Source organism: Pseudomonas palleroniana (assembly GCF_022836895.1).
Classification (GTDB): domain Bacteria; phylum Pseudomonadota; class Gammaproteobacteria; order Pseudomonadales; family Pseudomonadaceae; genus Aquipseudomonas; species Aquipseudomonas palleroniana.
Map to the genome: position 1 here is coordinate 4,893,947 of NZ_CP092411.1, position 20,137 is coordinate 4,914,083.

The following is a 20,137-nucleotide window of genomic DNA, read 5'->3' on the forward strand; positions in this document are numbered from 1 at the left end:
TCTCAGTGAACCGGTAACTCCACGCCCTCGAACAGTTCTTCCAGTTCTTGCTTGTTGTGGCACTGGATCGCCTTGGCCATGACCTCGCGAGTCAGGTGCGGCGCGAACTTCTCGATGAAGTCGCACATGAAGCCACGCAGGAACGTGCCACGACGGAAGCCGATCTTGGTCACGCTGGACTCGAACAACTCGCTGGCATCGAGAACCACCAGGTCCTTGTCGAGGCTGGTATCGACCGCCATCTTGGCGACGATGCCCACGCCCAGGCCCAGGCGTACATAGGTCTTGATCACGTCGGCGTCGGCCGCGGTGAACACCACTTTGGGCGTAAGGCCACGGTGGCTGAAGGCTTCGTCGAGCTTGGAGCGGCCGGTAAAACCAAACACGTAGGTGACGATCGGGTATTCGGCCAGGGCTTCCAGGGTCAGCTTCGGCAGCTTGGCCAGCGGGTGGCCCTGAGGCACGACCACGCAGCGGTTCCAGCGGTAGCAAGGCATCATCACCAGGTCACCGAACAGCTCCAGGGCTTCGGTGGCGATAGCGAAATCAACGGTGCCATCAGCCGCCATTTCGGCGATCTGCATCGGCGACCCCTGGTGCATGTGCAGGGCGACATCGGGGTATTGCTTGATGAAATCGCGGATCACCGGCGGCAGTGCGTACCGCGCCTGGGTGTGGGTAGTGGCGATCGACAGGGTGCCTTTCTTCTCGTTGGAGAATTCCTGGGCAATCTGCTTGATGCTTTCGACCTTGCGCAAGATCTCGCCGGCGGTGGTGATGATGCGTTCACCAGCCGGAGTCACGCGGGTCAGATGTTTGCCGCTGCGCGCGAACACTTCGACGCCCAGCTCGTCTTCGAGCAGGCGGATCTGCTTGCTGATACCGGGTTGCGAGGTGTAGAGGCTTTGAGCAGTAGCGGAAACGTTGAGGTCGTGGTGCGCCACTTCCCAGATGTAGCGCAGTTGTTGAAGCTTCATATGTATCCCTCAAAGCAGATAGACGCCACGGGTATCAGCGACGGTATATAACTATATTAAAGGACAGATCGATAAATCTAGAACTTTTTATCATTCTTTAACGATCAAATATCATCGTTGCGGCGACGCTGCAACGATGGCACCAGGTAAACCGGCACTGTCGACAACTGCAGCACCCTTGCGGCGGTTCGCCCAAGGGGTGTGGCCGCTGCGGTTGCATCGCTGTGACTCCCTACGATCAACAGATCAACGGAAAGTTTACGCAACTGGTCGAGAATCACTTCGCAAGGATCCCCCTGAATCACTCGAACCGATTGAATCAATTTCAGGTCTTGCTCCCCTTCCCCCAACTCCTCACGAAAACTGTCCAGCACCCGTTGCTCGATCGTCGCCATGACCGTGTTCACTCCCTGACGCTGCCACTCACTCAACGCCCGCTCATCAAGGTAGCTCTGCAACACCGATTCGGCGAACAGCCCCATGGGTTCGACCACGTGAACCACATGCAGATCGGCATTGAACGTTCGGGCCAGTGCCAGCGCATGTTGCATCACATAAGGCGCATAGAGACCGAGGTCCGTGGCGTACAGCATCGAACGAATCATAGAACCTCCTGGGCAGCCAGGATGGCGGAGATTGAATGAGCTTAGCAGCGCCCGGGGCAGTTCGGCTCAGCTCTCGGTCTGGATTTTCAACTCATTGCTGATGCCATGGGGCACGTGCCCGGTGGCGACGACCTCCCTGGCCCTCTCACAGTGACCGGCCTGGTCATCGAAAAACACATCGGCGGCGAAAGCCTCCAGAAATGCGGACTTATCCAGGCCGCCTAGGAACAATGACTCGTCGAGGCGAATGTCCCACTCGCGCAACGTGCGGATCACCCGCTCATGGGAAGGCGCCGAGCGTGCCGTGACCAGCGCGGTGCGGATCGGGCACGCCTCGTCGACAAACTCGCGTTGCAATAAATTGAGAGCCGCCAGGAAACCTTTGAACGGACCTCCGTGCAAAGGCTGGCGCGCCGACTCCCGCTCGTTGGCCTGAAACGCTGCCAAGCCGCCAGCCTGGTACACACGCTCGGACTCGTCGGAGAACAGCACGGCATCACCGTCGAATGCGATGCGCAATTCCTCGCTCGACGCTCGACGCGCGCCGCCCGACAGAATGGTCGCCGCCGCAAACCCGGCGTCGAGGGCACTGCGTACATCGTCGGCATGGGTGGAAAGAAACAGATGGCAACCAAAGGCAGCCAAGTAGGGATACGGACTACGTCCACCTACGAAAGCGGCGCGGGAAATATCCAAGCCGTAATGCTGGATAGAGTTGAATACGCGCAGGCCGGTGTCAGCACTGTTGCGCGACACCAGCACCACCTCGACCCGCGCACGGCCCAGGCTGGCATTGAGGCTCAGCAGCTTTTTGACCAGCGGGAAGGCATCGCCGGGTTCAAGGGTTTCTTCCTCGTGCTCGATTTGATACTTGCGGTAAGCCTCCACGCCTTCGGCGAGGTAGACCTTGTGGCTGTCACTCAGGTCGAACAGCGCCCGTGAAGAAATCGCCAGCACCAGTTTGTCGCCCAATCCTTTTGCCATGGTGTTTCCCCCCGAATCAGCGATTGTGCCGATCGATAAAACTCAAGGCTTGATACAACGCCTGGATTCGTGGCAACTCGCAGCCGGCGGCCTTTGCCGCCGCCAGCGGCCGGGCGTAGATCGCCGCCAGTTCCAGCGGGCGCTTGTGCACATGGTCGTGGTACATGCTGGGCAGATAGTCATCCATGGTTTCGGTCATCGCAAACATCTGGTCGGCGTAACTCGCCGCAATGTCATGCCCGCAAGCACGGGCACCCTGTACCACTTCGGCCATCAACGCCTGGATCAATTCGCGGCTGGATTGATCCGCCATCAACGCCGTGGTGCCGGTGCCCAACAACACGGAAAGGCCGTTATAGGGAACGTTCCATACCAGCTTATGCCAGCGCGCCTGGTGCACGTCGGCCATGGCCTGGGACTCGATGCCGGCCTTATGAAACAGCGCGGCGCCCTCTTCGACGATGGCCTTCCGGCCGGCTTCATCGTCGGCGGCACCGCCACTGTGATAACCCAGGTTGACCCGGCCCAATGCCTGATGCTCGACGACACCAGGGCCGGAGCGATGTACGCCGATGTAGCACAGGCCGCCAAGCAGGTGCAGCGACGGCGGCAGGTGCTCGCGCAGACTGTCTTCGACATCGAGACCATTTTGCAGCAGCACAATCCTGGCATCCGGCGCCGCAACCTGGGCGAGCGTAGGTGCCAAGTCCACATTGCCGGTGGACTTGGTCCCCACCAGCAACCAATCGCACGCAGGCATATCGGCAGCGCGGGCGTAGGCATGGACCGCAGACAGATGCAATTTGCCATGCACCTTGCTGTTGAGGTGCAAGCCATGCTCGCTGACGGCGGCGTATTCACTGCGCAACAAGAAGTGCACATCGAAGCCGGCGCGCGCCAGCATCAGGCCGTAAAAGCCACCGATGGCGCCGGTACCAATGATGCCAATGCGGGGGGAAGGCTGTGCAACTGCGGTCATGGCAAATCCTCTGGAGTACGGGTAAGGGCTTGTTTTACTGCATCGCCAACGGCATCACGCGTAAGACGCGTCTGTATCTGCCCCAGGAACTGACCCTCGCACACCACGAATAACGCGGGCAAATGAAAGATCTGGTAGCGCTCGACGGCCCCGCCGTTGTGCCCGGCATCCACCCAGCACACGCGATCCACCGGCAAGTGCCAGCCGGGCAACTGCTGACGTGCGAAGCGGCAGCTGGAACAACCGACGCTGGTGAACACCACCAATGAAATACCTGGCAACCCCAGCAATTGCTGGTCAATATCCAGGTCGGTCAATTCCAGTTCCTTCACTATACTGCTGCCACTGCCGTCAACGGGACGGCGCTCGGAGTCCGTGTACATGGGTCGTTTTTTACCTCACCCTGATGATGTCGCTGTCGAGTTGATCCAACGTCCCTCTCCCACCATGCCCCGCCAACGCCTGCACACTATCGGCCTGGGCGGTGTCGCGTGCAATTATCCGCGTGCCTGGCGCCAGGGCACGGCGGTGGATCTGTGGATCCCGTCGCTGGGCGCGAGCGCCCGCTATCCAGGCTACGTGGCGTGGTGCCGCAAAGTCGAAAAGGGCTACCGTATCGGTATCTCGTTTACCGATGAGCACGCCTTGTTCGGTGCGCGGATGGGCGAACAAGTGTGCCAGATCGAGCGCTACTGCCGCTTGCACGAAGACGCCGAGCCGACACCTGCGCAGCACGAAGCCATGGCCCACGAGTGGGTTGCGCGCCATGCCGTCGAATTCTCCCATGAGGCTTTTGTGCAGCCTGTGCTGGATTAAAGCGGAGTTTGCCCATTGTCGCGGGCCGGTGATACGCGCTAAGGTTCCTTCCCCCTGCATTCAAATCATGCTGTGCTCCGCCGCACGGGGATGGCTGGCGGCCGGCACCGTGACCCTGACGAGTAACACGATGGCTGATTTACCGATCAACGACCTTAACGTCGAATCCAACGAGACCCTGATCACGCCCGATCAGCTCAAACGCGAAATCCCCCTGAGCGACGCTGCCTTGCAGACCGTCACCAAGGGCCGCGAAGTCATCCGTGACATTCTCGACGGTACCGACCACCGCCTGTTCGTGGTGATCGGCCCTTGCTCGATCCACGACCTCAAGGCTGCCCACGAGTACGCCGAGCGCCTCAAGGTGCTGGCGGCCGAAGTGTCCGATACCCTGTATCTGGTGATGCGGGTCTATTTCGAGAAGCCGCGCACTACAGTCGGCTGGAAGGGCTTGATCAACGATCCTTACCTGGATGACTCGTTCAAGATCCAGGACGGCTTGCACATCGGTCGCCAGTTGCTGCTGGACCTGGCTGAGATGGGCCTGCCCACCGCCACCGAAGCCCTCGACCCGATCTCGCCGCAATACTTGCAGGACCTGATCAGTTGGTCGGCCATCGGCGCACGTACCACCGAGTCCCAGACCCACCGCGAAATGGCGTCCGGCCTGTCCTCGGCCGTAGGCTTCAAGAACGGCACCGACGGCGGCCTGACGGTCGCGATCAACGCGCTGCAGTCGGTCTCCAGCCCCCACCGTTTCCTGGGCATCAACCAGGAAGGCGGCGTGTCCATCGTGACCACCAAGGGCAACGCCTACGGTCACGTGGTATTGCGCGGCGGCAACGGCAAGCCCAACTATGATTCGGTCAGCGTCGCGCTGTGCGAACAGGCGCTGAACAAGGCCAAGATCAAGCCGAACATCATGGTCGACTGCAGCCACGCCAACTCCAACAAGGACCCGGCGCTGCAACCGCTGGTGATGGAAAACGTCGCCAACCAGATCCTTGAAGGCAACCAGTCGATCATCGGCCTGATGGTCGAAAGTCACCTGAACTGGGGTTGCCAGGCGATTCCAAAAGACCTCGCCGACCTGCAGTACGGCGTGTCGATCACCGATGCCTGCATCGACTGGTCCGCTACCGAGACCACCTTGCGCAGCATGCACGCCAAGCTCAAGGACGTATTGCCTAAACGCAAACGCACCTGACACTGCATGACGCACACAAAAACGCCGGGCTGAGCCCGGCGTTTTTCATGGTGCGGTTTTAGGGTTCACAGCTTCGCGGCATGGCGCTGGTGGCGCTCCATGTAGCGCTCTACGTAAGAGCACGAAGGGATCACCGTGTAGCCGGCCTCTTCGGCGAACTTCAGCGCCTCTTCGGTCAACGCGGCAGCGATGCCACGGCCGCGCAATGCGTTGGGCACGAAGGTGCGATAGATATCCAGGGTCTGCTTTCCGAGGTCCATGTAGGTCAGATAGGCACGATGACCGTCCACATTGGTCTCGAACTGATGACCAGCCTGGTCATGGTGGATGGACAACGCCTCGCTCATCACTACTCCTCGCGGGTCTGCAATTGCGACCCCTACCTTACCGATGTTTTTCCGGCGAAGGAACATCTACGCCACCCCGTGCCGGTTTCGACAACGAGAAACCCATAGCGCTCACAACCAGCACGTAGGGAGATAGTAGGCACCATTGCGGCAATTGCTCAAGCGCACACGTCATCCCTTGCTGCTGGTGGATATAGAAAGGGCCTCGATCAACCAATGATCGAAAGCCTGAACATTGCCGGCAGTTGAAGCTTGAGACGAACAGGCGCTCTTAAAGTCACCTCTACATGCGCAAAAGATGTGAGGCGGGTTAAAGGCAACCTGTACAAAAGTGTCACCCTGTATATATATATTCACACCTGTTCACTTGGCTTAACACATGCGGGCTGTAGCTTTCAGCCTGGATCCAATCTCCATCGCGATGGAGAGAATTGGATAGTTTTTATGCAGATGTCAAAAAGATTAGCCAAAATAGATGCAGCTCAAGATTTTTTTTTGCTTCTTGCGCTACGTCAGTTTACTTACTACAAGTAATGGGTAGTATGTACGCCGGCTATCAGCTCACTCTGAGAAAGTAGCCATTTAATAGAAAGTCCTTGAAGGGGAACACGATGAACAACGTTCTGAAATTCTCTGCTCTGGCTCTGGCCGCAGTTCTGGCTACCGGTTGCAGCAGCGTCTCCAAAGAAACCGAAGCTCGTCTGACTGCTACTGAAGACGCAGCAGCTCGCTCCCAGGCTCGTGCAGACGAAGCCTACCGTAAAGCTGATGAAGCTCTGGCTGCTGCTCAAAAAGCACAACAGACTGCTGACGAAGCTAACGAGCGCGCTCTGCGCATGCTTGAAAAAGCAAGCCGCAAGTAATAATCCTTCGGGGTTGTTATCAAGCCGATCCATTCTTGGGTCGGCTTTTTTATTGCCTGGGATTCAGCCCAAAACCTGCGGCAATAAAAAACCCGCCACGACCCAAGGCCATGGCGGGCTTGTCCAGAGGCTTACTGCTGCAAATCAACCGGCGCGCTGGAAGCGACCGGGGCGGCCCCAGGTACGCCGATTTCAGTCGGCAGGCCATCTTCGGCGGCGACCACATCGCGCACCTGATCCCAGTTGACCCGCAGGTTGTTGGCCAAGTCTTCGCGCTTGAGCAAGGCATTGATGACCGCAGTGTGCTTGTCGACCACTGATGGCGTGCCATCGTCGTTCAGCGGCGTGTGCGCTTCAAGGTAGACCTTGCCGCCGCTGCTGCCGAACTTGTAGGCATCGTTGATGATGCGTACCGAGGTGCCCACCGGCACCATGCTGGCCATTTCCAACACGTTGTTGTTGAACATGCGGAAGCAACCGTGGCTTGTACGCGTGCCGATACCAAATTTCATGTTGGAGCCGTGGATCAGATAACCCGGCGTGCCCAGGGTGAACTTGAACGGCCCCAGCGGGTTGTCCGGACCGGCGGGCACCACATTGGGCAGCGGGTCACCATTGGCGGCGTGTTCAGCCTTGATCGAGGCAGGCGGTGTCCACGTCGGGTTCGGCGTCTTGGCGATGATGCTGGTATGGGCGATCGGCGAGCCCCAGCCTTCACGGCCAATCCCCAAGGGGAAGGTGTAGACCACGTTCTGCCCTTTGGGGAAGTAGTAGAGCCGGTATTCCGCCAGGTTGATCACGATGCCTTCGCGAGGGCCAGGCGGCAGGATGAACCGCGTCGGCAGCACAATCTCGGTGCCCGCGCCAGGCAACCAGGCATCCACGCCCGGGTTGGCCGCGACCATTTCCGAATAGCCCAGGTCGTAGGTAGTGCCAAGGTCAGCAAAGGTATCTTCGTATTTGGCCTTGATCACCTGGACCTGACCAACAATGTCCTCACCTGGTGGTGGCAAGGGCAACTGCAAGGCTGCCGACGGGCCGGCCGCACAGAGAGCAGCGAGAGACAGGCAGCAGGTGACGACGGAAAGGCGCGACAACATCCGGGAAATCCTTCGCAGAACGACGGGTAGGAAAAAACTGATTGTATACGTGAAGCGAGCGTCAAGCATCCATCGCCCCGCTACAGCTCGAAGCGCAGCTCCGGCCAGATCGGCGGCGTGCCGCGCTTTTGCGATTCGAGAATGGCGCGACACAAGGGGCAAAGCCGCTGATCCTGAAAAAGCGAGCGGTCCACCGATGACCAACGAGGTTGCGCGGGCAACAAAGTGCCGCACAGCGTACGGTCGATCGAGCCGCCCAACTCCAGCTGACGCGCCACCAAATGCACCCTGACTTCCTGGCAGGCGAACAGGTCCAGCTGCTCGTCCGGCTCGATCAGTTGGTAGTTAAACAGGGACCAGGCAGGACGCGACATCAAGGGCTCCAAATCAGGGGGGCGCCACATTAGCCGAAAGCCTGCCGCTAGAAAAGCGTCATAACAGCGGTTTTAGCGTCGGCCAGACATTTTCCAGCAATTTACCCTGGGCACCGACTGCCGGGTGCACTTGATCCGCCTGCATCAACTCCGGATGCCCGCCCACGCCGTCAAGAAAAAACGGCACCAACGGCACGTTTTTCTCTTTGGCCAATACGCCGTACACCTCAGCGAATGCAGTGGTGTAACGCGGGCCGTAATTGGGCGGTAGTTGCATCCCCAACAGCAGCACCTTGGCACCACCGGCTTTGGATTGGTCGATCATCGATGCAAGATTTTGTTTCAATTGCGCTGGAGGCTGGCCACGCAAGCCGTCATTGCCGCCTAGCTCGATAACCACGACATCCGGCTTATGCTCTGCAAGCGCCGCCGGCAGCCGCGCCAGGCCTCCGGCGCTGGTGTCGCCGCTGATGGATGCATTGACTACTTTATCGTCGAAACCTTCTTGCTTGAGCCGTTGCTCCAGCAGCGCGACCCACCCTTTGCGGGTATCCAGGCCGAAACCGGCACTGATACTATCGCCAACGATCAGGACTGTACCCGCCGCTGCGTTCTGGGCCATGCACATCAAGGCCAGGCCAGCACTCAAAAACCACATTCGCATCGGATTCTCCATGGGCGCAAGCATTCTCACCGCGCGAAACCTTAGCAAAGTGGTTCCCAGCGCGGAAGGTGAACTGACTATCCTGCACCAACTGAGCCTGGAACTGAACAAAGGCGATAGCCTGGCTATCGTCGGCAGTTCCGGCTCCGGCAAATCCACTCTCCTGGGCCTGCTGGCCGGCCTCGACCTGCCCAGCAGTGGCGAAGTCACTCTTGCCGGTCAAGCCCTGAGCACCCTGGATGAAGACCAGCGCGCGCGCATCCGTGCCGAGCATGTGGGTTTTGTATTCCAGTCTTTCCAACTGCTCGACAGCCTCAATGCACTGGAAAACGTCATGCTGCCGCTGGAGCTGGACGGCCGCCAGGACGCCCGCGAGCGCGCCCGGCACCTGCTGGAGCGCGTTGGCCTGGGCCAGCGCCTGACCCACTCACCGCGCCAGCTTTCCGGCGGCGAACAGCAACGGGTGGCGATCGCTCGCGCCTTTGCGGCAGAACCCGACGTGCTGTTTGCCGACGAGCCCACCGGCAACCTCGACAGTCACACCGGCGAGCGCATCAGTGATTTGCTGTTCGAACTCAACAAGGAGAGCGGCACGACCCTGGTGCTGGTCACCCACGATGAGCGCCTGGCTCATCGTTGCCGGCGTTTGATCCGCCTTGAAGCCGGCCTGATGGTCGCGCCCCTGGAGCCTTGATGGCACGTTTGCCGCTATTGCGTCTGTTCAGCCTTGCCATGCGTCAATTGCTGCGCGATGCCCGCGCCGGCGAATTGCGTGTGCTGTTCTTCGCCCTGCTGGTGGCTGTTGCTGCCAGCACTGCCATCGGCTACTTCGGCGCGCGCCTCAACGGCGCCATGCTGTTGCGCGCCACTGAATTTCTCGGTGCCGACCTGGTGCTCGAAGGCAGTTCGCCGGCTCGCCCCGAGCAGATCCAAACCGGGACCGAACTGGGCCTGGATCACGCACGCATCGTAGAGTTCTCCAGTGTTATCGCCACGGATAACGGTATCCAACTCTCCAGCATCAAAGCGGTCAACGAGCAATACCCGCTGCGCGGCGAGCTTAAAAGTGCCGCGCAGCCCTTCGGGGTCGAAACAGCAGGAGGCGGCCCCAAGCCCGGAGAGGCCTGGGTAGAGGCACGGCTGCTGACAGCGCTGGACCTGAAGGTTGGCGACAGCATCGATGTCGGCATGAAGACCCTGCACCTGACACGCATACTGACCTATGAGCCCGACCGTGCCGGCAACTTCTACAGCCTCACGCCCCGGGTGATGATCAACCTGGCCGACCTGGAGGCGACCGGTGTGGTCCAGCCCGGCAGCCGCGTCAGCTACCGCGAACTGTGGCGGGCGCCCCAAGGCAGTACGGCGCTGCAAACCTATCGTGACCTGGTCAAACCCGGCCTCGCCGCCAACCAGCGCCTGCAGGACTCACGCGACGGCAATCAGCAAATCGGCGGTGCGCTGGGCAAGGCCGAGCGCTACCTGAACATGGCCAGCCTGGTGGCAGTGCTGCTGGCCGGGGTAGCGGTGGCGTTGTCGGCCAATCGTTTTGCCAGCCGACGCTTCGATGCCAGCGCGCTGTTGCGTTGCCTGGGGTTGTCACGGCGCGAAGCGATGTTGCTGTTCAGCCTGCAACTGAGCGTATTGGGACTGCTGGCAAGCCTGACCGGCGCCCTGCTCGGCTGGCTGGCGCAGTTTGGGCTGTTCTATTTCCTGCACGACCTGCTGCCGGCGGACGTGCCGCCGGGCGGGTTGTTACCTGCGGTCGCGGGGATTGGCACCGGGCTGGTTGCCCTTGCCGGCTTCGCCCTGCCGCCGCTGGCTGCCCTGGGCCGTGTTCCACCGCTGCGAGTATTGCGGCGTGACCTGTTGCCTATCCCCTCCAGCACCTGGATGGTCTACGGCGCCGCATTGTTCGCCCTCGGGTTGATCATGTGGCGCCTGAGCCTCGACCTGGTACTGACTTTCGCGCTGCTGGGCGGTGGCGTGGTGGCGGCGCTGATCCTCGGCGGCCTGCTTCTATTGCTGCTGCAAAGCCTGCGGCGATTGTTGGCCCGTGCATCCCTGCCCTGGCGCCTGGGCCTGGGACAATTGCTGCGTCATCCGTTGGCGGCGGCAGGCCAGTCCCTGGCCTTTGGCTTGATCCTGTTATCCATGGGGTTGATCGCCCTGCTGCGCGGCGAATTGCTCGATACCTGGCAGAACCAGTTGCCCAAGGATGCCCCCAACTATTTCGCACTGAACATCCTGCCGGCCGACAAAGACGCTTTTGGCGCACGCCTGCTGCAGGTGCAAGCCCAATCCGCACCGCTGTATCCGGTCGTGCCGGGCCGGTTGATCAGCATCAATGGCGTTGCGGTGCAGGAAGTGGTCAGCAAGGACTCCAGCGGCGACCGTGCCGTGCAGCGCGACCTGAGCCTGACCTGGGCCGCCGACTTGCCACCGGGCAACGTCCTGAGCGCCGGCTCCTGGTGGTCGCCGCAGCCGAGCGATAGCGTTCCTGGGGTGTCGGTAGAAGCCAAGGTTGCCGAAAGCCTGAAGCTCAAGCTCGACGATCATCTGGTGTTCACAGTCGGTGGCGAGAATCGCGAAGCCCGCGTGACCAGCCTGCGTACGATCAATTGGGATAATTTCCAACCCAACTTCTTCATGATTTTCCAGCCGGGCACATTGAAGGATCTGCCCGCCACCTACCTGACCAGCTTCTATCTCGCGCCGGGCCACGACCAACAGATCGTCGATCTGTCCAGGGCCTTCCCGGCCGTTACCATCCTGCAGGTCGAGGCACTTCTGGAACAGTTGCGCAGCATCCTCGCCCAAGTCACCCTGGCGGTGGAGTATGTGCTGCTGTTTGTGTTGGCGGCAGGAATGGCCGTGCTGTTCTCCGGTTTGCAGGCCACCCTGGATGAGCGAATTCGCCAAGGCGCGCTGTTGCGTGCCTTGGGCGCCGAACGCAAGTTGCTGGTCAAAGCGCGACGCATTGAGTTCGGCTTGCTGGGTGCAGTCAGTGGCCTGCTGGCCGCACTCGGCACAGAGCTGGTGACCTGGGTGCTGTATCGCTACGCGTTTGACCTGGCCTGGCACCCTCACCCGTGGCTGCTGCTATTGCCGGTGATAGGTGCCCTACTGATTGGTGGCGCCGGGGTCTTCGGCACGCGCCGTGCGTTGAATGCCAGCCCGCTGACAGTACTGCGCGAAGGCTGAAACGCCGACGGCCTGCACCCTGCCCGGGCGCAGGCCGTCATTGCCTACTTCTCATACTCGATGTGCGTGATCCACCAGCACACTTCCCCGTTTGGGGTCTGCACAATCGCCTCATCGTCCACTTCCTTGCGCAGCAGCGCACGCGCCATGGGTGAGTCAATGGAGATGTAATCCATGCGGTCGTAGATCTCGTCATAACCCACGATGCGAAAGCGCTTGGTGTCACCCTGTTCGTTTTCGATCTCCACCCAGGCACCGAAGAATACTTTCCCCTCTTGCTCGGGCCGGTACTCCACCACGCGCATGTCTTCCAGGCGTTTGCGCAGATAACGCACCCGCCGGTCGATTTCACGCAGCAGCTTCTTGTTGTACTGGTAGTCCGCGTTTTCGCTGCGGTCTCCCAGGGAAGCGGCCCATGTCACTTTGCGCGTGGTATCAGGGCGCTTCTCACGCCACAGGTAATCCAGCTCTTTTTTCAGCGCATCATGACCTTCTTTGGTAATCAGCTTGGTACTCAAACCCTTGCATCCCCAGGTAATGTCCAATGGTGCCGATACGCCACGGCCTCATGCCCTGGCGCCGGCCGGCTGGAGCTGATGATAAATGAACCCTGCAAAGTAGCCAGACCGGCAGGCAGATCAATTCATCTCAGGCGCCTCCAGGACCCGGTCCAGCTCAAGCAGCGTGCTGTGCAGGTGCTGCCGCATGGCTGACAGCTGCGACATCATCAGCGTCAATTTTTCGGTTTTTTGGCCGGCCCCGAGCAGCTCGTCCTGCAGTTGCCTGTGACGCTGCTCGACCTCGCGGCTTTTCTCATCCAGCTGGCTTTGCTGCTGGTGCAGGCGAACTTGCCACTGTTCAAGCATCTCCTCTCGCTCGATGGCCGCATGCTTTTTTTGCGCCAGCTCCTGGGCGACCCGGGCAAGATTAGCCAGTGTGCTGTCCACCTCAAGCAAGGTGGCGTGCTCCTGGTGAGCCGGCAGTTTCGCGGGCGCAACCTCGCTCGATTCAGGCTCAACCGGCAGTGTACTCAGCCCCGCGGGCACGGATGCGTTGGGTAACGCGCTCACCGAATGCGAAGGCTCCTCGACAGTGTATTGATCCGCCGACTGAGTAGCGGCCTTCGGATGGCTCACGTCCTTCGGCGGTGCCACCATTTGGGACGAAAAGCGAATGCTCGGCACGATGACCGTCGTGCTTTCTATCGCGGGCAATGCGGGCGCTGACATGCCCAGGGTGATCACCTTCATCACCAACGCCTTCTTGATAATCACCGAGTGATGATCTTCGGGCCTGGCAGGCGGCAACCTGCAACCTTTCAAATCCACAAAATGAAAAGGCGTCTGGGGCTCGCCAGGGCCACTTGTCTTTGCGCCAGAGGCGCTCATGAGGATCTGCTTGAAGACCTGCATCGCCACTTGCAGGTCTTCCTTGGAGTCCACGGCCCCGAGGAAATAGCGCTCGAGTTTTTTACGCAATGCCGCGATATAAACCCGCGAGTGACCGGGTTCAGCCTCTTCATCCAGGCTATATACAAGAAAGTTCGAGTCGATCTGCGCGACAGCAAACCCACAGAGCAGTGCACCGTTGACGGGCGCCTCTTCACCACTGCGTTCAAGAACAAGGGTACGTAGAAGCATCATGACAGTCAGACCTCATCACAAAAAAGAAAACTTTATATAAACATCAGATAAACATCCGACCATTAACAAGCCCTCAAAACAAAACAATTGTTTCAGTGAGTAATCAAACTGAGCGTAGGACTTGTCTTATTAATCAGATCACGCGTTCCCAAGCACAACTAATGAACGTACCCTTTTTAATGCCCTCAACGGCCACCCGCCCCTGCCAAACTTATTCGGTAAACCCATGATCGAGATAAGCAACCTGACGAAACAACTTGGCAGAAAAAACATCATTACCGACTTTTCATTCTGCACCCAGCGCCGAGAATGCATAGGTCTATTTGGTGAGCGGGGTTCCGGCAAGACAACCTTATTGAACTTGATCTCGGGTGCGATCAAGCCAACTTCCGGGAAAATCAATATTCAGGGAATGAGCACCCAGACCCATCCCATTCAAACAAGGAACGCAGTGGGCTATCAACTTCATGAAGGCCTCAGTCACGATGTGATGTCCGTCAAAAGCCTGCTGAACTTTGTTGCCGCCGTCAGGGGATTGCATGGTGCCGAAAAACGCAAAAGAGTTGATCAAGTCGTTATGCGCCTGGAACTGTCATCCGTATTCAACTGCCCGATGGATACGCTCTCCCTTGGCATACAGCGCAAAGTTGCAATTGCCCAAGCCATCGTGCATTCGCCCAAGTTGCTTTTACTGGACGAGCCCTTGGAAGGACTTGGCCCTGATCAGTGGCTCAAGCTCAGGACACTTATCCAGTCCTTGAGCGAAGAAATGACCCTCATCATCGCCTCCCGTCATTGCGACGCGCTGTCTGATCTTTGCACCCGGGCGCTGGTTATCGCGGGGGGGCGCCTGAAGGCCGATACCTCTCTGGTGGACCTGCAACGCAGCTCCAGACATTACCAAGCTGTAACCCTGGCCGCCGATACACCACTGGATTTACTGGCGCTCGCCGTCTTACCCGGCGTCGCAGGCATTGAAGAAGACCGGCATACACCGGGCACTGTGACGGTTCTGGCCATGCCTGGCCACGCCATTTTCCCCTCCATCAACGCGCTCATCACCCACCGCGGCTGGAACGTCACGTCAATGCACCTGGAGCCAGGACGCTTGAACGACGTTGTTCACCATCTCAGCCAAGAGGTATCCCCTTGAAACTGCTAACCGTCATTTTCAAACGCCAACTCGCCAGTTATGCCTCTTCACCCAGCACTTATCTGAGCGTAGCGGTGTTCCTGGCGCTCTGTGCCACGCTGGGGTTGCACACCCAGCAGTGGCTGGAGCGAAACAGCGGCGACTTGCAAGCCTTCTTCGAGTTTCACCCCTGGCTCTATCTTCTGCTGATTCCCACTTTATCGACGCAGTTATGGTCAGATGAACATAACGCAAGCTTTTCGAACATGATGAAAACCTTACCTGTCACCTCGACGGAACGCGTTATCGGAAAGTTCATGGCGGCTTGGGCCGTGTGCAGCATTGCCCTGCTTTTAAACTTTCCAATAGTGATCGCCACTCACTATCTTGGCACCGCCGACAACGGCGTTATCGCCTCACAATTCATCGCCAGCTGGTTACTGGCGGGGAGTTACCTAGCGGTCGGTTGCTTTGTCTGTGTACTGACTCACCAACGCATTGTGATTTTCCTGTTGACACTGGGTCTGCTACTAACCATCAGCGGCCTGTCCTCCATACTCGATGCGCTGGAACATCAGGCCCCAATATGGGTGGTCGACAGTTTGATATCGCTCAATCCTATTTTACGTTTCAACACGATGGACAGCGGAAAACTGACCCTTCACGACGTGTTTTACTTCATCAGTATCATCCTTGTTTTTCTTTCAGCGACGACTGTCACACTCAACTATAAAAACCGCTGAGAAGGAAAGTCCCTGATGCGATCCGCTTTTCGTACAGGCATGACACTCATCGTCATGTCGCTACTTTTTCTCGCATTCAATCTGGTCTGGATAAAAAAAACACCTGACATTCGCTGGGATTTTTCACAAGAGAAAAATCATAGTTTATCGCAGGCCGCGCGAAACTTTCTTACAACTCTCGAAGGCCCGCTGGATTTGTATTACTTCAACTCAATCAATGATCCCAAGAAACCCCACGCATTAAAGCGCTACGGTCAACGGGTGGAAGATTTACTCAGGGAGTTTGAAAAAGCAGCCAGGGGCATGATCAACCTGCATGTTATCGACCCGGCTCCATTTTCCGAGGAAGCCTACAAGGCCAGTTTATTCGGACTGGATAATACGCAAGGTTTCATGGGCCTCATCGGCACACGCACCGGCCAAAGTGCACAGCGCATCGAAGCTTTCAGCCCAGACCAGGCGCCCTTGCTTGAGTATGAAATCAGCCGACTGATCCATGCCTTGATGCAGCCTGAACGTCCGACTGTCGGCGTGCTGTCGGGGCTCGCGTCCAATGCTGCTGCGGGAGAACTGTTGGCGCAGATGCGCGGGCATTTCAACCTGGTTGAACTGAGCGCCAACATCGCCCAGGTACCGGCATCGATCGGGACGTTGATGGTCATCCATCCGCGCACCCTGCCCGAGCAAGCCTTGTATGCGATTGAACAGCACGTATTAAAGGGTGCCAGGCTGATGATCTTCATCGACCCGGTGAGCGAGATGGCCACGGGCTCCGTCTCGACAGACTCCAAGCTGGAGGAACTGCTTGCGGCCTGGAGTGTGCAGATGCCGACGGACAAGCTGTTGGTCGATAACCTCTACGCCTCATCGGCCACCCAGGGCCCCGGAAAGCCGATGGTTTTGCACCCGGCCAGGCTGAACCTGCCACGACAGGCCATGACCGCCAACGATATAAGCAGCTGGAAACTGAGCTCAATGATCGTGTCGAGCAGCGGCGCACTTTCCCGCACCCGCAAAAGCCGTATGACCTTCACGCCCCTGCTGCAAAGCTCCCGGCAATCGGTACTGCTCGACGCAAGGCAATTTGCTTTCGCGACGACGTTCGATTCACTCGCCGATAACGCCGCTGCGCCCAGGCAGGCCCACGTCATTGCGGCTCGCCTTGAGGGCCCCGCCTACTCGGTGTTTCCCGAGGGACTGAATGGAAAGCCGCCCGGCGTGCAGAAAGCCTCACAGATCCAGGTCGTGGTGGTCGCCGACACGGATATGCTCGCAGACGCGGTCATCCGCTCGGCCCCCAACAGCAACGTGCAATTTGTCTTGAACACCTTGGATAACCTGGCGGCATCACCGGCGCTTGCGGCCATTCGACCACGCGCCACGCACAGCCGGCCCCTGCATACGCTCGAACACATGCGTGAGACCGCGGCGCAGGCTTATCGGGAAAGCGCGGGAGAGCTGGAACGACGACTTGAGCACACGGAACAAGAGTGGCAACGCTTGAACCCACAGGCTGCGAGTGTGGGTACCCAGGCAGTGGCAGCCAATACCCAGTTGCAAGCGCTCAACAAGGAGCGCCTGCGACTGCCCATGGAACTCAACGCGCTGAGGGTCAAGGCTTACGCGCCCGTGCAGCGCTTCGAAGACGGCCTGAAGCTGCTGCTGATCGCGACGGTGCCGCTGCTGTTATGCCTGATCGCCTGGATGCTGGCTTTTTGGTTGCGTCGGCGTCGGGCGCGCTCTTCAGCGGCCGGTCACTGAGCTCTCAGCGGCGGGTGATCAGGCCCTGTCGGGCAATACGCGTGAGGTGGCGGATCACGTCATCGGCATTGCCGGCACTGGGCGCCTGTATCACCGCGAGGTCGAAACTGTTGCTGGCAAAACGCGCCAGGGAATCACCGTCTTCAACGAACTGGATCAGAAACGCCGAAGGCCGCCCAGTACGACGAGGCCAGCCATCCAGATAACGCAGCAGCGTCGGCTGGTGCTTGCCGCCAAGCAGGATCTTTGGATTGCGTTGAGTCAGGCCCGCAGTGATCGGGGCGAGTCGAATAAGGGGGCGTAGTGCATTCATCGTGTCGTGTCTCTGCCTCAAAAGTCTGCGGGCAGGTGAGAGGCAACACCGAACCAGCGCTTTAGCGGTATTTCGAAGTGTGCTCTGCAGGGCAGAACCGTCTTCTGTCGGGCTGCATCGAGTCCCGGTGGCGCCCCGCAATTAGCTGTTTAAATCGGCGCATGAGCAGCATCCTAGAGAAGCCGATAGGCCAGTGTCAAGAATCCCGGACAACGAAAAAGCCCGCACGTGGCGGGCTTTTGGGGGACGTTAACCGAGGGTCAGCGGCTGATGGCGCCATCGGCCGACAGTTTGCCGGCGCCTTCCAGCAACACGGCCAGCGTACCGCCCAGCAAGGCCAATGCGAACTCATAACCGTTGTTGGCCATGAACAGACCGTTGTGGATATGCACCGAGAAAATCGCCACCAGTGTAAGAATGGTCAAACCCAATGCCGCAGGGCGTGCCAACAAGCCGATGATCAGCGCCAGGCCGGCAAAGAACTCGGTACCGCCCGACAACACGGCCATCAGGGTGCCGGGTGCCAGGCCGATGCTTTCCATCCACTGTGCCGTGCCGGCCAGGCCATAACCGCCAAACCAGCCGAAGAGTTTCTGTGAGCCGTGGGCGGCGAAGATAATGCCGACAAAGATGCGCAGGATGGTCAGGCCATAACCGGCGCGGGTGGACAGAATGCTTTTGATCAGTGGGCTCATCGGGGTAATCCTTTTCTAAGTAGGAGGTGGTTGGCCGCTATATTAATCAAATTAGGCAATGTTAAAAGCCGAAAAAATGCCTAATAGACATCGAATAAATCGATTATTTGCGTGAGGCGATCTTTGGCCCTGCCGGCTCCAGGGACTCCCGCTCCCGATTGAACGCCAGGTAATACTTGTTCACGCTATTAACATAGCTGACGCCACCCATCCCCACCTGCTCCATGGCAATGCGTTCAACCTGGAAGAACCACTGGTTCGGATTCAGCCCACGCCGTCGCGCCTCCGCCCGCATGCCCTGTACGCGCTCCGGGCCCATGTTGTAAGCCGCCAATACAAAGGCCATGCGCTCTCTTTCGTTAAGCTTGGGGCTGGCGAAGAACTTCCGACGGATCATCGACAAGTAGCGCGCGCCCGCCTGCACATTGCTATCAAGGCTCTCGATACTATTCACCCCGACCCGCTGGGCCGCTGAAGGGGTGATCTGCATCAAGCCCGTCGGGCCACCGCTGTTGCGCGCACCGGGGTCCAGTGCGGACTCCTTGAACGCCAGCGCGGCCAGGTTCAACCAGTCAATGCCCTGCTCCCGGGCATGTTTTTGCAGGACCGGGCGCAGCTTCTCCAGGCGCTGGCGGTCGGCGCGAGCCAGTGGGTTGCGCACCTGATAGAGGCGTCGGTAGATCCGTTGAAAGGCCACATCCTGATCGGACGGGGTGCGATAAACCTTGAGGAACCGATCGATGCTGGCCCGCAGCATCGAAGCATCCTGGCGCACGAACCAATATTCGTCACCCGGCTCGCTGATCACGACCTGCTTGTCAAAACGAAGCTTGGGCAGGATTTTCGACCAGCGTTCGGCGATGGGTTTCTCAACGATGGTCAAATGGAAGATCCCGGCCTGGACCATCTCCAGCACATCTTCTACCGCCAATGTCGGATCGACCCACTCCACCTTTATCGGTGGTTGCTTGTGCAGCGCAAGCTTCTGATTGACCTGGCTGATGGCATCCGCCGCGGCACTGCCGGTGGTCAGCGACAATGTTCGCCCCGATAATTGTTCAAGCCTGGTAAACCGGCGCTCACCTTTCACTCCCACCAGCCATAACGGCACATTGCTGACGATCGGATCGCTGGTGCTGAGCTTGTGCGCGGCCTTTACATCCAACAGCTCGCCGGGGGCGACCAGGTCACCTTCGCCACGGGCCAACGCACCGAGCAACTGGTCCTTGGCCTTGGGAATGATCTTGAGGCTGATTTCTTCACCGTCACGGGCGTGGCCGTTCAGGTACTGCTCAAAGGCGCGCAGGCGGTGGTACTCGACACCGATCGCCTGGCCCTGAATTTCGCCCGAGCTGTTGCGGCTCTGATTGACCAGCACGCGCAGGGTGCGGCTGGAACGAATCTGCGCCAGGTCTCGCACCTTGCCGGGCTTGGTCACTTCCACCGGGCCGTCCAGACGCGCTGCCGCCGTCATCGGCAGCAGCAACGTCAAGCACAACATGAGCAACGCCGAGGGTCGGATCATCCGCTCTCCGGAAAGAATACTGGCCAGCGCCCTCGTGAAAGACGAGGCACTGGAGGTCAGAAACAGAGCGCTTAAAGCGCTGGCAAGGCGCGCAACGGTGGCAGGGAGGCAGGCATTCGGCCCACCACAATGTCACTTGCGACGTTCAAAGACAGCTTTAACTCGTTGTAGTTCTTCGTTTTCTTATAAATCTACAGCTCTGATA

The 20,137-nt window shown here is 59.0% G+C and carries 22 protein-coding genes; 8 read left to right on the forward strand and 14 right to left on the reverse strand.

The features are described 5' to 3' along the window. Positions 1-2: 2 nt before the first annotated feature. The 5 genes from cysB to MJP36_RS21865 form a co-directional block, all read right to left on the reverse strand. Entirely contained in the window at positions 3-977 is a 975-nt protein-coding gene (gene cysB, locus MJP36_RS21845) for an HTH-type transcriptional regulator CysB (protein ID WP_060753258.1), read from the reverse strand. A gap of 104 nt (positions 978-1,081) precedes the next feature. Continuing rightward, positions 1,082-1,582, reverse strand: coding sequence for a universal stress protein (locus MJP36_RS21850; protein ID WP_060753257.1), 501 nt, complete (start codon positions 1,580-1,582; stop codon positions 1,082-1,084). A 66-nt stretch (positions 1,583-1,648) separates the two neighbouring features. Then, a complete protein-coding gene (locus MJP36_RS21855) occupies positions 1,649-2,566 on the reverse strand; it encodes a 5'-nucleotidase (protein WP_060753256.1) in 918 nt (305 codons plus the stop codon). A 16-nt stretch (positions 2,567-2,582) separates the two neighbouring features. Further along, the gene (locus MJP36_RS21860; protein ID WP_244383992.1) at positions 2,583-3,545 is read right to left on the reverse strand and encodes a putative 2-dehydropantoate 2-reductase; all 963 of its coding nucleotides are present in this window, start codon (positions 3,543-3,545) and stop codon (positions 2,583-2,585) included. Further along, positions 3,542-3,928, reverse strand: a complete 387-nt coding sequence (locus MJP36_RS21865) for a YbbN family protein (RefSeq protein WP_090366031.1) — start codon at positions 3,926-3,928, stop codon at positions 3,542-3,544. Before MJP36_RS21865 ends, MJP36_RS21860 begins: the two co-directional genes overlap by 4 nt. Between MJP36_RS21865 and MJP36_RS21870 the strand changes: the two genes are divergently transcribed. Together MJP36_RS21870 and MJP36_RS21875 are read left to right on the forward strand one after the other, a co-directional pair. Beyond that, on the forward strand, positions 3,927-4,361 hold the full coding sequence (locus MJP36_RS21870) for a PilZ domain-containing protein (RefSeq protein WP_060753253.1): 435 nt from the start codon (positions 3,927-3,929) through the stop codon (positions 4,359-4,361). The genes MJP36_RS21865 and MJP36_RS21870 overlap by 2 nt on opposite strands. A gap of 130 nt (positions 4,362-4,491) precedes the next feature. Then, entirely contained in the window at positions 4,492-5,568 is a 1,077-nt protein-coding gene (locus tag MJP36_RS21875; RefSeq protein WP_060753323.1) for a 3-deoxy-7-phosphoheptulonate synthase, read from the forward strand. Positions 5,569-5,633: 65 nt separating this feature from the next. Here MJP36_RS21875 and MJP36_RS21880 read toward each other — a convergent pair whose 3' ends face one another. Beyond that, positions 5,634-5,915 carry a GNAT family N-acetyltransferase gene (locus MJP36_RS21880; protein ID WP_003189869.1) on the reverse strand — a complete coding sequence of 94 codons (282 nt, stop codon included), beginning with the start codon at positions 5,913-5,915 and terminating at the stop codon, positions 5,634-5,636. A gap of 611 nt (positions 5,916-6,526) precedes the next feature. Here MJP36_RS21880 and oprI point away from each other — a divergent pair. Then, positions 6,527-6,778, forward strand: a complete 252-nt coding sequence (gene oprI, locus MJP36_RS21885) for an outer membrane lipoprotei OprI (protein ID WP_003172710.1) — start codon at positions 6,527-6,529, stop codon at positions 6,776-6,778. Between the two features lie 131 nt (positions 6,779-6,909). Here oprI and MJP36_RS21890 read toward each other — a convergent pair whose 3' ends face one another. The 3 genes from MJP36_RS21890 to MJP36_RS21900 form a co-directional block, all read right to left on the reverse strand. Further along, entirely contained in the window at positions 6,910-7,878 is a 969-nt protein-coding gene (locus tag MJP36_RS21890) for a L,D-transpeptidase family protein (protein ID WP_060753252.1), read from the reverse strand. An 80-nt stretch (positions 7,879-7,958) separates the two neighbouring features. Then, the gene (locus tag MJP36_RS21895) at positions 7,959-8,252 is read right to left on the reverse strand and encodes a hypothetical protein (protein ID WP_060753251.1); all 294 of its coding nucleotides are present in this window, start codon (positions 8,250-8,252) and stop codon (positions 7,959-7,961) included. Between the two features lie 58 nt (positions 8,253-8,310). After that, positions 8,311-8,916, reverse strand: coding sequence for an arylesterase (locus MJP36_RS21900; RefSeq protein ID WP_060753250.1), 606 nt, complete (start codon positions 8,914-8,916; stop codon positions 8,311-8,313). Positions 8,917-8,926: 10 nt separating this feature from the next. On the opposite strand from MJP36_RS21900, the gene MJP36_RS21905 reads away from it, so the two are divergent. Both MJP36_RS21905 and MJP36_RS21910 read left to right on the forward strand, forming a co-directional pair. After that, positions 8,927-9,610 (forward strand): ABC transporter ATP-binding protein, encoded by a 684-nt coding sequence (locus MJP36_RS21905; RefSeq protein ID WP_060753249.1) that lies wholly within the window; start codon positions 8,927-8,929, stop codon positions 9,608-9,610. Continuing rightward, on the forward strand, positions 9,610-12,120 hold the full coding sequence (locus MJP36_RS21910) for an ABC transporter permease (RefSeq protein WP_244383993.1): 2,511 nt from the start codon (positions 9,610-9,612) through the stop codon (positions 12,118-12,120). Before MJP36_RS21905 ends, MJP36_RS21910 begins: the two co-directional genes overlap by 1 nt. Before the next feature lie 44 nt (positions 12,121-12,164). Here MJP36_RS21910 and greB read toward each other — a convergent pair whose 3' ends face one another. After that, positions 12,165-12,638, reverse strand: a complete 474-nt coding sequence (gene greB / locus MJP36_RS21915; RefSeq protein ID WP_060753247.1) for a transcription elongation factor GreB — start codon at positions 12,636-12,638, stop codon at positions 12,165-12,167. Between the two features lie 120 nt (positions 12,639-12,758). Beyond that, on the reverse strand, positions 12,759-13,763 hold the full coding sequence (locus MJP36_RS21920; RefSeq protein WP_244383994.1) for a hypothetical protein: 1,005 nt from the start codon (positions 13,761-13,763) through the stop codon (positions 12,759-12,761). Between the two features lie 226 nt (positions 13,764-13,989). Between MJP36_RS21920 and MJP36_RS21925 the strand changes: the two genes are divergently transcribed. Genes MJP36_RS21925 through MJP36_RS21935 form a run of 3 tightly spaced genes read left to right on the forward strand, consistent with a single transcriptional unit; the run spans position 13,990 to position 17,399 of the window. Further along, positions 13,990-14,916 carry an ABC transporter ATP-binding protein gene (locus MJP36_RS21925; RefSeq protein WP_104995888.1) on the forward strand — a complete coding sequence of 309 codons (927 nt, stop codon included), beginning with the start codon at positions 13,990-13,992 and terminating at the stop codon, positions 14,914-14,916. Further along, positions 14,913-15,638, forward strand: a complete 726-nt coding sequence (locus tag MJP36_RS21930) for an ABC-2 transporter permease (protein ID WP_244383995.1) — start codon at positions 14,913-14,915, stop codon at positions 15,636-15,638. The genes MJP36_RS21925 and MJP36_RS21930 overlap by 4 nt, the downstream gene beginning before the upstream one ends. Positions 15,639-15,653: 15 nt before the next feature. Then, complete coding sequence (locus MJP36_RS21935; RefSeq protein ID WP_244383996.1) at positions 15,654-17,399, forward strand: GldG family protein; 1,746 nt, start codon at positions 15,654-15,656, stop codon at positions 17,397-17,399. Positions 17,400-17,403: 4 nt separating this feature from the next. Here the strand turns inward: MJP36_RS21935 and MJP36_RS21940 are convergent, their stop codons facing one another. The 3 genes from MJP36_RS21940 to MJP36_RS21950 all read right to left on the reverse strand — a co-directional run bounded on the left by MJP36_RS21940 (position 17,404) and on the right by MJP36_RS21950 (position 19,932). Next, complete coding sequence (locus MJP36_RS21940) at positions 17,404-17,712, reverse strand: hypothetical protein (RefSeq protein WP_060753242.1); 309 nt, start codon at positions 17,710-17,712, stop codon at positions 17,404-17,406. A 260-nt stretch (positions 17,713-17,972) separates the two neighbouring features. After that, on the reverse strand, positions 17,973-18,407 hold the full coding sequence (locus MJP36_RS21945) for a DoxX family protein (protein WP_060753241.1): 435 nt from the start codon (positions 18,405-18,407) through the stop codon (positions 17,973-17,975). 103 nt (positions 18,408-18,510) lie between these two features. After that, positions 18,511-19,932 carry an MltF family protein gene (locus tag MJP36_RS21950; protein WP_060753240.1) on the reverse strand — a complete coding sequence of 474 codons (1,422 nt, stop codon included), beginning with the start codon at positions 19,930-19,932 and terminating at the stop codon, positions 18,511-18,513. Positions 19,933-20,137 lie beyond the last annotated feature (205 nt).